Source organism: Acidisarcina sp., assembly GCA_035539175.1.
GTDB lineage: Bacteria > Acidobacteriota > Terriglobia > Terriglobales > Acidobacteriaceae > JANXZS01.
In genome coordinates this window covers 212,262-224,004 of record DATLIY010000003.1, presented here as the reverse complement: position 1 = coordinate 224,004, position 11,743 = coordinate 212,262, and the positions used below count along the sequence as shown (strand labels likewise).

Annotated in this window: 14 protein-coding genes; 2 read left to right on the top strand and 12 right to left on the bottom strand. The window is 58.6% G+C overall.

Annotated elements, in window-relative coordinates:
* Positions 1-39: 39 nt before the first annotated feature.
* Both VM554_01200 and aroB read right to left on the bottom strand, forming a co-directional pair.
* Complete coding sequence (locus tag VM554_01200) at positions 40-804, bottom strand: ubiquinone/menaquinone biosynthesis methyltransferase (GenBank protein HVJ06977.1); 765 nt, start codon at positions 802-804, stop codon at positions 40-42.
* Between the two features lie 2 nt (positions 805-806).
* Positions 807-1,904 carry a 3-dehydroquinate synthase gene (aroB, locus tag VM554_01195; protein ID HVJ06976.1) on the bottom strand — a complete coding sequence of 366 codons (1,098 nt, stop codon included), beginning with the start codon at positions 1,902-1,904 and terminating at the stop codon, positions 807-809.
* A 456-nt stretch (positions 1,905-2,360) separates the two neighbouring features.
* Between aroB and VM554_01190 the strand changes: the two genes are divergently transcribed.
* On the top strand, positions 2,361-3,788 hold the full coding sequence (locus tag VM554_01190; protein HVJ06975.1) for an acetyl ornithine aminotransferase family protein: 1,428 nt from the start codon (positions 2,361-2,363) through the stop codon (positions 3,786-3,788).
* Between the two features lie 64 nt (positions 3,789-3,852).
* On the opposite strand, the gene VM554_01185 is transcribed toward VM554_01190, so the two are convergent.
* Entirely contained in the window at positions 3,853-4,029 is a 177-nt protein-coding gene (locus VM554_01185) for a hypothetical protein (GenBank protein ID HVJ06974.1), read from the bottom strand.
* A gap of 231 nt (positions 4,030-4,260) precedes the next feature.
* Positions 4,261-4,914, bottom strand: a complete 654-nt coding sequence (locus VM554_01180; protein HVJ06973.1) for a cation transporter — start codon at positions 4,912-4,914, stop codon at positions 4,261-4,263.
* 72 nt (positions 4,915-4,986) lie between these two features.
* On the opposite strand from VM554_01180, the gene VM554_01175 reads away from it, so the two are divergent.
* Positions 4,987-5,457: a YraN family protein gene (locus tag VM554_01175; GenBank protein HVJ06972.1), complete on the top strand. Its 471-nt coding sequence runs from the start codon at positions 4,987-4,989 to the stop codon at positions 5,455-5,457.
* A gap of 27 nt (positions 5,458-5,484) precedes the next feature.
* Here the strand turns inward: VM554_01175 and iscX are convergent, their stop codons facing one another.
* Genes iscX through VM554_01135 form a run of 8 tightly spaced genes read right to left on the bottom strand, consistent with a single transcriptional unit; the run spans position 5,485 to position 11,573 of the window.
* Positions 5,485-5,700, bottom strand: coding sequence for a Fe-S cluster assembly protein IscX (gene iscX, locus VM554_01170; protein ID HVJ06971.1), 216 nt, complete (start codon positions 5,698-5,700; stop codon positions 5,485-5,487).
* Between the two features lie 9 nt (positions 5,701-5,709).
* Positions 5,710-6,141: a 2Fe-2S iron-sulfur cluster-binding protein gene (locus tag VM554_01165; GenBank protein ID HVJ06970.1), complete on the bottom strand. Its 432-nt coding sequence runs from the start codon at positions 6,139-6,141 to the stop codon at positions 5,710-5,712.
* Between the two features lie 42 nt (positions 6,142-6,183).
* Entirely contained in the window at positions 6,184-8,124 is a 1,941-nt protein-coding gene (hscA, locus tag VM554_01160) for a Fe-S protein assembly chaperone HscA (GenBank protein HVJ06969.1), read from the bottom strand.
* Positions 8,125-8,168: 44 nt separating this feature from the next.
* Complete coding sequence (gene hscB / locus VM554_01155) at positions 8,169-8,867, bottom strand: Fe-S protein assembly co-chaperone HscB (GenBank protein HVJ06968.1); 699 nt, start codon at positions 8,865-8,867, stop codon at positions 8,169-8,171.
* A gap of 13 nt (positions 8,868-8,880) precedes the next feature.
* The gene (locus VM554_01150) at positions 8,881-9,264 is read right to left on the bottom strand and encodes an iron-sulfur cluster assembly accessory protein (GenBank protein ID HVJ06967.1); all 384 of its coding nucleotides are present in this window, start codon (positions 9,262-9,264) and stop codon (positions 8,881-8,883) included.
* A 60-nt stretch (positions 9,265-9,324) separates the two neighbouring features.
* Positions 9,325-9,750 (bottom strand): Fe-S cluster assembly scaffold IscU, encoded by a 426-nt coding sequence (gene iscU, locus VM554_01145; GenBank protein HVJ06966.1) that lies wholly within the window; start codon positions 9,748-9,750, stop codon positions 9,325-9,327.
* Between the two features lie 58 nt (positions 9,751-9,808).
* Positions 9,809-11,062, bottom strand: a complete 1,254-nt coding sequence (locus tag VM554_01140) for an IscS subfamily cysteine desulfurase (GenBank protein HVJ06965.1) — start codon at positions 11,060-11,062, stop codon at positions 9,809-9,811.
* 46 nt (positions 11,063-11,108) lie between these two features.
* Positions 11,109-11,573 (bottom strand): Rrf2 family transcriptional regulator, encoded by a 465-nt coding sequence (locus tag VM554_01135; protein HVJ06964.1) that lies wholly within the window; start codon positions 11,571-11,573, stop codon positions 11,109-11,111.
* Positions 11,574-11,743 lie beyond the last annotated feature (170 nt).

Genomic DNA, 11,743 nt, shown 5'->3' with positions numbered 1-11,743 from the left:
CCTGTTGCGGGGGACGGGCCCAGGTAGGGTGAACAGACCCTAGCTCTTCACTCCGCGATACAGTCCCGCAATTCCCAGGCTGTAGGGCGTCCAGGAAACATCGCGAAAGCCCGCCCGCTTCATGATCTCCAGCATCTCTGGTGGCGGCGGGAAGCGTTGCACCGATGTGGGGAGATAGGTATAAGGGCCCGAGACCCCGGAGATTACCGCCCCGATGGCAGGCAGGACGTGATGGAAATAGAGCGAGTAGAGCTTTCCCAGCAAGCCGCCGGGTTCATTGAAGTCGAGGATTCCGACCTCCCCCCCGGGCTTGAGCGCTCGATGAAACTCCTCAAGACCCGCCTGATAATTTGCAAGATTGCGAAATCCGAAGGCAGAGACGACCAGATCGAGCGAGGCTGCGGCCAGGGGAAGATGCAGCGCATCCGCCTCGATCGCTTCCGCGCCACCGTTTCTGAGTCTGGCTCCGCCTCGAGGCCCGAATTTGGCGGCGCCGCGGCGCAGCATCTGGTGAGAAAAGTCCGCCGCAAGAATGGGCCGCGCCTTTGCGGGACGGCGACGCAGCAGTGCCAGTGTCATGTCCCCGGTTCCGCAGCAGATGTCCAAAACCGCTGCGTCCGGACGGGCAAGAATCGCACGAAATCGACGCGCAGTCCGCCACCACCACAGCCGGTCAATATTGACGGAGAGGACATGATTGAGCAGGTCATAGCGCGGCGCGATGGTGTCGAACATCTCGCGGACAGCAGTCGCCGCGCCATGCTCGTCCCTGGCGCCTTCGGGTTGGGCTCCGGGTGCGGCCATGGTCACGGCGTCTTCCTTTTGCGCAGCATCGCTTCCGCAGCGCGGGTCAGCTCGCCGGTGGTCACGTCTTCCACCACAACCGCGTTGCCAATGCCTACGGGGAGCACAAAGCGGCGAATCCCGGCAGAGTGCTTCTTGTCGCGGCTGGAGGCGGCGAGGAGCTTTTCCGGGCTGAGGGAAGCATGCGGGAACGGGCCATAGAGATCGATCAGGCGGGTGATGCGCTCAGCCTGCGCGGCTGTCAGGGTCTTCCGCTCCAGGCCAATCTCCACCGCGGCGATCATGCCCAGCCCCACGGCCTCTCCGTGCAGAAATTTGCGGTAGGAGGTAGCCGCCTCCAATGCATGGCCAAGGGTATGTCCCAGATTCAAATGCATGCGCACGCCGGATTCGCGTTCGTCTTCGCTGACCACCGCGGCCTTCATGCGGATCGATGCCGCGATGACATGCTCCAGCGCCTTCGGATCGCGCCCCAGAACGGCCGCCGAGTTGCGTTCCAGATAGGTAAACAAACGGGCATCGCGAATAATGCCCGCCTTGATGCTCTCAAAAAGTCCAGCACGCAGCTCCCGTTCCGGCAGGGTCTGCAGGGGGGCAACATCGGCAAAGACCGCGCGCGGCTGGTAGAAGCAGCCGACCAGATTCTTGCCCTCAGGAAGATTCGCGCCCGTCTTGCCACCGATAGAGGAGTCTACCTGGGCGAGCAACGTGGTGGGCACCTGAATGTAGTCGATGCCGCGCATGTAAATGGCAGCCAGAAAGCCGCCCAGATCGCCAACAATGCCGCCGCCAAAGGCGATCAGCAGCGAGGAGCGGTCGGCTCCCGCCTGGGCCAGTTGCCGGGCAAGAGCTTCGACACTCCGCATGTGCTTATGCGTTTCTCCCGCGGGCAGAAAGAGCACCGCAGGCGCATCCTTTTGAAAAGAAGCGAGAAAGCTCTTCGACCACAAGGCCCAGATTTCTGGCGAAGTAAGCACGAAGATCCGCTGCGGCTTGCGGCCGAGAGCGCGCACCGTGCGCGGAAGCAGCGACCGGAGTAACCCGTCGCCTGTCAGGACGTTATAACTTGCGGAAGTAGTTTGGACCGGGATATTTGCCACGTTATTTTCATCGTATCAGGGGCACGCATTCCTGCGGCTCGAATCCCGCGGCTCGAGTCCCGCCTCGGATCCGCTTGAAAAGAATCGCCTCCGATCCCGCCGGATCACCACCGCCCGTGCCCCATGCTCGTGGCCGCTACCGCAGACCGCGAAGGATCTTTTGCGGCGTATGAGTGGCGTGCTATGCTCTCGACCAACGGGGGAAGCGCAGATGCGTCGTTCCGTTCAGTCTACCGACGTCCTCACCGGCATACATTGCTGGTCGCAATCCTTTGCGCGGACGCTCACTCCCCGGAAATATCTCCACGTACTGCCAACACGCACTCGGCCCAATCTTTTTGCAGGCGACTAACTCCGCTCGGAAGGACCGTTTTTTAGCGCGATACCCATCCTGGACACTGCCCGGATGCGGTTCGCAATTCCCTTCCGTAGCACTAACGCCAGCGAGGATAGCCCATGCAGAACACCACCCACTCCGACCGGAATACAGGGCTTACGCCCGAATTGCGGGCACAATACGGCCCCAGCATCCTATGTGCCTTACCCGGCCCCAAGGCACGCGCGATTATCGAGGCCGATGACCGCCTTATCTCCCCCAGCTACACCCGCTCGTATCCTATGGTGGCGAAGCGCGGCCGCGGAATCCGTGTCGAAGACGTAGACGGTAACGTCTTTCTCGACTTCGCCGCCGGAATCGCCGTCACATCCACCGGACATTGTCATCCGGAGGTTGTCGCGGCCATTCAACATCAGGCCGGCGAGCTCATCCACATGTCGGGCACAGATTTTTATTACGAGCACATGGTTACGCTTGCGGAGCGCTTGTCCGCGGTGGCTCCCATGCCGGGGCCGCACCGCTTCTACTATGGCAACTCCGGCGCAGAGGCCATCGAGTGTGCGCTAAAGATTGCCCGCTACCACACGCAACGCCAGAATGTGATCGCGTTCTTCGGCGCATTCCATGGGCGTACCATGGGTGCTCTTTCGCTCACCGCGTCCAAACCGCAGCAGCGGCGCCGCTTTTCCCCGCTGGTTCCAGGTGTGACCCATGTGCGGTATCCCTATGCCTATCGTGGCTGCACGGGTGGTCCGCAGGAGGAAGCGGCGTTTGCGCTGGGATGTGCCCGCTATATCGAGGAGAAGCTGTTCCACACCACACTGGCGCCGGAGGAAGTAGCAGCGATCTTCGTCGAGCCGATCCAGGGCGAAGGCGGCTATGTGGTGGCGCCAACAATCTTCATGCAGGAATTGCGCCGCATCTGCGACAAATACGGCATTCTCCTGGTGGTGGATGAGGTGCAATCCGGCGCAGGCCGCACCGGCAAATGGTGGGCAGTCGAGCATACCGGAGTGCAACCCGACATCGTCTGCATCGCCAAAGGCATTGCCTCGGGAATGCCGCTCGGCATCTGCATGACGCGAGCCGAAATCATGGATTGGAAGCCGGGTTCCCACGCATCCACATTCGGCGGAAATCCGGTCGCAATCGCAGCCGCCCTGGCAACGATGGATGTGCTGCAGCGCGAAGGCATCGCCAATGCCGCCCGCGTTGGAGCCTCGATGATGGCCAGGATGAAGGGCTGGCTCGAACGCTTCTCCATCGTGGGAGACGTGCGCGGGCGCGGGCTGATGATCGGAGTCGAGATTGTGAAGGATCAGGCCACGCGGGAAGCCGCCGGAGCCTGGCGCGATGCCATCGTGGAAGCTGCGTTTGAACGTGGCCTGCTGATTCTGGGCTGCGGAGAAACGTCCCTGCGGCTATCCCCACCGCTGATCGTGAACGAACATGAGGCGGGTATCGCACTCGACATACTGGAGGAATGTATTGCCAAAGTGGAGCACGAGCATAGCCGGGCAACGGCGCTTGCTAGCTCCATGAAGTAAACGAATCTTGTAAAGCAGGATTGCTCCGTTTCCAACACAGGATTGCGTTGGGAACGGAGCATTTTTACTCCGGCAGCTTGCCCTTGCGCCGAGACTGCAATGCGGCTGCAAAAAAGAGGATCGCAATCACAAACGATACTGCTGCGTGTCCCCTTCGCCCTGTGTGCCAGACAATTGCGGAATTTCCCAACCACACCAGCGAGCCCACTACCCAGATCCAATAGATTGTCGACTGCTTCATTCCAGAGCCCTTCCTTCTTGCCGATTCACAGGACGTCGAGCCATCACAGGCATCATATTTGTCTTAGAGCACTTCCACTTCGAGCAATTCCACTTTGCACGCGTCCGGGTAAGAATAGCGCAGTGCGACTCATCTTTGCCGCAAGCGGATGCCAGGGTCACAGGCCTGCGCAAGATTTGTAAGACACGCGCTTCGAGAAGCCTGCCCTTTAGCGCCGGTGTGAGCGCCTGCTCAGGAGCAGCCGCAGCCTTCGCCGCGTATGGCGCGCCTTCCTTCCACTACCAGAATCGGCGCAACCGCCAATGCCGCCACCGCGTCGATCCACGGCAGATGAAAGAACGCGTTCATTGCAAGGCCCACGAGCGTAAGGAACGCCAGATAAGCACACGTCGCCGATTGGATAGAATCCGCAGCCAGGGCCACGTTCCCCGTCTTCTCTGCCAGGTAATGCTTCGCGGTACTGAGTGCAGGCATGACGATCAATGCCGCCACGGTGATGGCGATGCCCATCCAACTGCGGTCGGGTTCGACATGAAGGGCCAGCGACCCGATTGAAGTGAGAACAACGACGCCTGCAAGGACGAAGAGAAGAATGCCGGCAATACGCGATGCCCGCTCTGTATCGACGCGAAATCTGCGAGTAAACTGCAGGGCAACCACAGAAGCAGAGAGCAGCTCCACCAGGCTGTCCGAACCAAATGCGAGTAAAGCAGGACTGTGCGCACGCACCGCTGCGATCAGCGCGACCGTGCACTCGAGGATCATCCAGACAATCGTGATGCCCTGAAGCCAGCCAATCGTGCCTGCATGCTCCGCACCGCAGCCCGCCAGCGGGCATCGATCCACCGTGGGAATTGGGTTAGCGGCTATCGTTCTGGATTGCAAGGAATGCATCCCTTTCTGGCGATAGAGAGATTTACTTGGCATACTCCACCGCTGAGGCTGACAATACTACCAATGTCCCTGGTAACTCAATCCCATCTCCGTGTCTTTCAGGGAGTGGTGCGCGCGGCTGACTGGCTTACCGCGCGGCTGCGGCCTTCCCGCGTTGCACGTCACCTGCAGACGGGGGAGCGAGGGGAAGAGGATGCATTCTTTCACCTCCGCAGGCAAGGCTATGTTGTGGTGGCGCGACGCTATCGCTCCGCACTGTGCCGCGGCGATATCGACCTGATTGCATGGGATGGCAGTACACTCTGTTTTATTGAGGTCAAGACCCGCTCCAGCCGCAACGTTGCCAGCGCCGAATCCTCCGTCGACGACGACAAGCGGCGGACGTTGCGCCGGCTGGCGCGCGTCTACCTGCGTACGATCCCACACACGACCGCCCCTGAGCCGGAAACTCGCTTTGACATTCTCTCCCTCTATTACTCGAAGGAGAGTGCTGCGGAGTTTGAACTGTTTCAAGGCGCTTTTGACTGGTATTAGAAACCGCATCTCCTCGATGAGATGCAGCTATTGCGCGTCGAGATATTCTTCATGCCAGGCCATCTGGATGGCCTCCAGGCGCGCTTCATTGGACTTTGCGGGATCGTCGGAGAAATCTTCCAGTTCCACGACGTAGCGGTGCAGATCGGTAAAGCGGACCGTCAGCGGATCCACCTCGGGATACTTCTCCTGCAGTTGGATTCCGATCTCTTCGAAATCCGTCCACGTTAAATTCCTGGCCATGATCCTCTCCTACTTTTCCTGACTCAGTGTGAGTGGCTTGCCTTCCGAAACATAGTTGCGATTCCAGCTGGGAATCTCAACAACGTAGATTCCGGGTCCGGTGATTACCGCCTGGCAGCCAAGGCGCGAATTCAACTGCTGGTCGGCAGCCATATCGAGACGGTCCAGCTCTTCGTCATCCGCTTCGCTGATGCCTTTTTCGCCTTCCTTCACCCATATGTGACAGGTGGTGCAGGCACAGGCGCCGCCGCATGCATGGTCAAGAAAGATGCCGTAGTTCTCCGCTACGTCGAGGAACGACATCGGCTTGCCGTGATGGTCGTAGGGCATGCTTCCGTATGCAAACTCCACGGTCTTGCCTTCCGGCAAAAACGTAACGCGAACCATTCCCTCCGCGGGCGGCTTACTTAGATCTACGGTCGTGGTCTTCTCGTCTGACATTGCTCTTCTCTCGATTGGTCTGCTTCGGTATGCGTGGTTTGATTAGTTGAATTCGGCGGGAGCGATTTCATGCGGTGCAGTCGGGCCCTCACCGAGCTTTGTGCTGGCAGACTGCATCGTTTCACCCTGGATCGCGCTCGATACGGCCTGATCCATCATCAGCTCGGCAAAGCGTCGCGTCGCATGGTCCAGCGCCTCGGTTGCCTGACGAATCGCGGGCAAGTCATCGCCTTGCTTCACCACAGAGAGTTCCCCACTCAGCTTCGCAATCTCCGCGCGCTCCTGCTCACTCAACTGTTGCCATGCTGCGTGCTGTGGGGCCTTCTCAACGGCGGCAAGAATCGTCTCCGCCTCGTTGCGCGCCTCAATTAACTGGCGCACATGGAAATCTTCCTCGGCATAATCGAACGACTCCAGAATCATCGTCTCTACTTGCTCATCCGTGAGTCCGTAGGTGGGCTTCACCTCGATCTCTGCCTGCTTGCCGCTGCGCTGCTCCAACGCGGACACGTGCAGGATCCCATTTGCATCGATGAGGAACTTGACTTCGATGCGAGGCAATCCCGCGCTCATCGGCGGAATGCCTTTCAAGTCGAAGCGAGCCAGCGAGCGGCAGTCCTTCGCCAGTTCCCTCTCGCCCTGGACCACGTGAATCGCGACATTCGTCTGCCCGTCAACTCCGGTGGTGAAGTGCTCAGTGGCAGAGGCGGGAATGGTGGAGTTGCGATCAATGATCTTGGCGACCACACCACCGAGCGCTTCAATGCCAAGCGACAGCGGCGTGACATCGAGCAGGAGCATGTCTTCCGTGGCCTTCGATCCGCCGGCAAGAATATTTGCCTGCACAGCCGCGCCAAGCGCAACTACCTCATCGGGATTCAGTTCCGTGTGCGGCTTCTTGCCACGAGCGGATAGCTGAAACAGGTCATCGACCACCTGTCTCACCGCGGGAATACGCGTCGATCCGCCGACAAGAACAACCTCCTGGATTTGCTCCGGAGCGAAGCCCGAATCCTTGAGCGCCTGGCGCACGGGACGAATCGTGCGCTCGAGAATCGGCTGAATCAACTCCTCGAACTGATCGCGGGCAATTTCGCGGCGATACAGATGTCCACCGGGAAGCGCCACTTCAAGCCGGGAGTTATTCGCCGAAGATAACTCGATCTTGGCTTCGATCAGGGCCTTGCGAATCGCCTGGATTGCCTCTGCACTGCCGCGTACATCCACACCAAGATCTCCGCGTATGTCCTCGATGGCAATGGCGATGAGCAGGTTGTCGATATCGTCGCCTCCGAGGTGCGTATCGCCATTGGTCGCAACCACCTCAAAAATTCCGTCCTGCAATTTCAGAATAGAAATATCGAAGGTACCACCGCCCAGGTCATAGACCGCGACGATGCCTTCCTTTTCGCGGTCCAGCCCATAGGCCAAAGCCGCGGCGGTAGGCTCGTTCACCAGGCGCAGCACATCAAGACCCGCCATGCGTCCTGCATCCTTTGTTGCCTGGCGCTGTGCGTCGTTAAAGTACGCGGGCACAGTGATGACGGCCTTGCTGACCGAGCCGCCAAAGTAGCGCTCGGCATTCCGCTTCAACTGGCGAAGGATGTATGCCGATATCTCGGATGGCGTGAACTCCATCTCGCCGAGCCGAATCCGCAATACCTCGCCCGGTTGGACGTTCTCCGCAAGCCGGAACGGAAAAAGCTTCAGTTCGTCCTGCACATCCTCCACGCCGCGCCCCATCAGGCGTTTCACCGAATAGACGGCCCGGCCGGGTGAAGATATCAGCGACTTGCGCGCCCCATTGCCAACGACCACTGTGGGCCGCGCCCTGGGGTCCGTCTGCACATCGAGCGCAACGACGGAGGGCACAAGATTGACGCCGTCTTCACCGGGAATGACAACGGGACGCTCGTTATACATAAAGGCCACGAGAGAGTTCGTCGTGCCCAGATCAATGCCTATGACTCGTTCTTCTGTCATGATTTCTCAAATATCGAAGTCTGCTGCGTTTCGATCAAGACCGGTTACGCGTCGAGTGTCTCGTTTACGTCGCGAACCAGATTGCGGATATAACGCCGGCGATCCAGCAGCGCAACCATGCGCTGCTTCACGCTGTCGGCGGATGCGGGCGCTGCCTCATCCCACTGCTGCCAGAGTTGTTGCAGGGAGTTGTCCGTCTCCCCCAACTGCGCTTCAAATTGCTGCTTCACCCGCACAAGCTCTTCGCGCAGAGCAGGATCGTCATCGCCGGATTTGCGGGTCATCCGCATCTCTTCCAACTGCATGTTCAGCTCAAAGACCTCTTCCAGCAGATCCTCAGGTACACGAGAGGTATTTTGGCGGGCGCCTGCCTGTCTGCCCTCCTCCTCGATCGGCACACCTTCCAGCCGCAAGAGGTACTCCGTGCGGGCAATTGGTTCTTTCAGCGTTCGATACGCGTCGTTGAGGAGAGACGCATTGCGCAGGCTCCACTCCTGCTCCCGCTCACTTGCGCGCGCATAGATATCCGGATGCAGCTTGCGGCTCAGGTGATAAAACTGCCGCTCCAATGCAGCGGTATCGATCGTGAGTTTGCGAGGCAGTTGGAAGACCTCAAAATAATCCGCGCCATCGGGCGCAGGTTGTACCTTGCCGCAGCCGGTACAGAAAAGCTGGGCATGCGACAACGGCGCGGCACAGTTCCAACACGCCGCGTCTACGAATTTCTCTTCCGCTGTGGGCATTCGGAAAGGCGCCTCAGGCCGAGAACGAGGAGCCGCAACCACACGACTTGGTCGAGTTCGGATTGATGAAATTGAATCCCTGGCGCATCAATGTCTCCTCATAATCGAGAATCATTCCGTGGAGATAGATGAACGACTTGGGGTCAATAAAGATGCGGACATCCTGAAATTTATAGATGCGGTCGCGTTCTCTTGGCTGCGTATCAAACCGGATGTTGTACGAGAGGCCGGAACAGCCGCCGCCCTGGATTCCGAGGCGCAGACCACCATCCTCCGGCGAGATCTGCTCCTTCGCCATGGCAAGGCGAATGTGGTTCAACGCTCTCTCCGTCAATTGAAGCCCCTGCTGTTTGGGAGCCGCGCTCCCGCCGTTTACAACGGTCTCTACCGAAATCATGGTCTTACTTCTCCCGGGAATGAAGGCGAAAGCCGCAGCGGCTCCGCCCTCGTTCACAAATCAATTCGCGGCTACAGCGCTCGCTTCGTCTGCGGTCTCTGCAACGCCGTTCTTCTTCTTCCAGTCGCCAATCGCGGCGCGAATCGCATCTTCCGCGAGCACCGAACAGTGAATCTTCACCGGCGGCAGAGCAAGCTCTTTCACGATATCGGTGTTCTTGATCGTGAGCGCTTCCTCTACCGTCTTGCCCTTGACCCATTCGGTCGCGAGCGAGGAGGAGGCAATAGCGGAGCCACAGCCAAAGGTCTTGAACTTCGCTTCTTCAATTACCTGCGTCTCAGGATTCACCTTGATCTGCAGGCGCATAACATCTCCGCACTCCGGCGCACCAACAAGACCAGTCCCTACTTCACTGCTGCTCTTGTCCATCTGTCCAACGTTGCGCGGATTGTTGTAGTGGTCGATCACCTTATCGCTATATGACATCTGGAATCTCCTCCGGGCTTTGAAGCCTGTTCGTTTCTTGCAACTGCGGCAGATCTTTTTAGTGCGCCTGCCACTCGATCTTGGTAATGTCGATGCCTTCTTTAACCATCTCGTAGAGCGGGGAAAGCTCGCGGAGCTTCTGCACAACATCAATCACCTTGGCTGCAACGTAATCCACCTCGGCTTCGCTGTTAAACCGTCCGAGGCCAAAACGAATCGAGCTGTGAGCTACATCGTCTCCCAGGCCAAGAGCCTTCAAAACATAGGAGGGCTCGAGCGTTGCCGAAGTGCAGGCGGACCCGCTGGAAACGGCAATATCGTTGATCCCCATTAGCAGGGATTCTCCCTCAACGTAAACAAAACTCATGTTGAGGTTGCCCGGAAGCCTATGCTCCATCGAACCGTTGACGTGGACGTAATCCAGCGCGCTCTCAAGCCTGGTCTTCAGCTTGTCGCGCAGGCCAGTCAGCCGCTCTGTCTCTGCTTCCATCTCCTGACCTGCTATTTCGCACGCCTTGCCCAGGCCTACGATGCCGGGAACATTCAGCGTGCCGGAACGCATGCCGCGCTCGTGACCACCGCCATCCATCTGCGCCGCAATCTGCACCCGGGGATTACGGCGGCGCACATACAGCGCACCTACGCCTTTTGGACCGTAGACCTTATGCGCCGACAACGACAGGACGTCGATATTCATCTTCTGCACGTCCACGGGAATCTTGCCCACTGCCTGCACCGCATCCGTGTGGAAGAGAACGCCCCGCTCGTGACAAAGCTTTCCAATTTCAGCGATTGGTTGAACCACGCCGATCTCGTTATTTGCACTCATGATGGTGACAAGAATTGTCTTGTCATCCATGGCCCGCTTCAGGTCTTCCAAATCGACCAGGCCATCCGCCTTCACCGGCAGATAGGTCACGCGGTAGCCATATTTTTCCAGGCGCTTGCAGGTGTCCAGCACGGCCTTGTGTTCTGTTACCTGCGTAATGATGTGGTTGCCGCGCTCCTTGTACATCTCGGCTATGCCCTTGATGGCGAGGTTGTTGCTCTCCGTCGCCCCCGAGGTGAAGATGATCTCCTTCGCAGTGGCGCCAATCAGCTTCGCAATCTGCTCGCGAGCCGTCTCAACAGCCTGCTCCGCCTCCCAGCCAAAGGAGTGGTTGCGGCTGGCTGCGTTTCCAAACTTCGTGGTGAAGTACGGCATCATGGCTTCCAGCACGCGCGGATCCATCGGGGTCGTAGCGTGGTAATCCATATAGATCGGGAGGTGCACACCTGCCGGAACTTCAACTGCGCTTGCTACTGTGCTCATTCTTCATCTCCTGCTTGTAAAAAGCGGTCCATCCACCAAAAACTGTTTATTGCGTTAGGGTCACCAGTTGCGGGTCGTGAGCCTGGTGCCGTGCTGCCGCTTCTGCCCCGGCATCCACCAGATCAGAGATGCGGATCTTCCGAAGCACATCGGCGATGCTTTCATTCACCTTGGCCAGCGGTTCCTTGATCGTGCAACTGTTGTGAAGGTCACAGGACTCTGCCGCCTTGACGCAGGAGGTAAGGAAGAACGCGCCGTCGATGGCGTGAATCACCTCATACGCCGATATCTCGCGCGCGTCTCTGGACAGCACGTATCCGCCATTCATACCGGCATGCGACCTCAGCAGGCCTGCCTTCGTAAGCCGTTGCAGAATCTTTGCCAGCAACGGCGTGGGAATGCCGTATGCCTCTGCAATATCCTTCGCGCTCAACGATGCGGTATTGACGTGCTCGGCCAGAAATTTAAGAGCCATCAGGCCGTAATCGGCTTTCTTTGTGAGCCTTAGCATGTTCTGATCCCAGGTCGGAGATTCGCCCTGAATCAAAGAGCGACCATATTGGTCCGACATATCAGAGTATACGACCGAATTTGTCCGAATTACAACCCTCAGAAAAACGCCGAAGGTTCTCTGCAACAAAATCCGGGTCGTCGGGCAAGCGAAATCGGTCAGGGATGGCT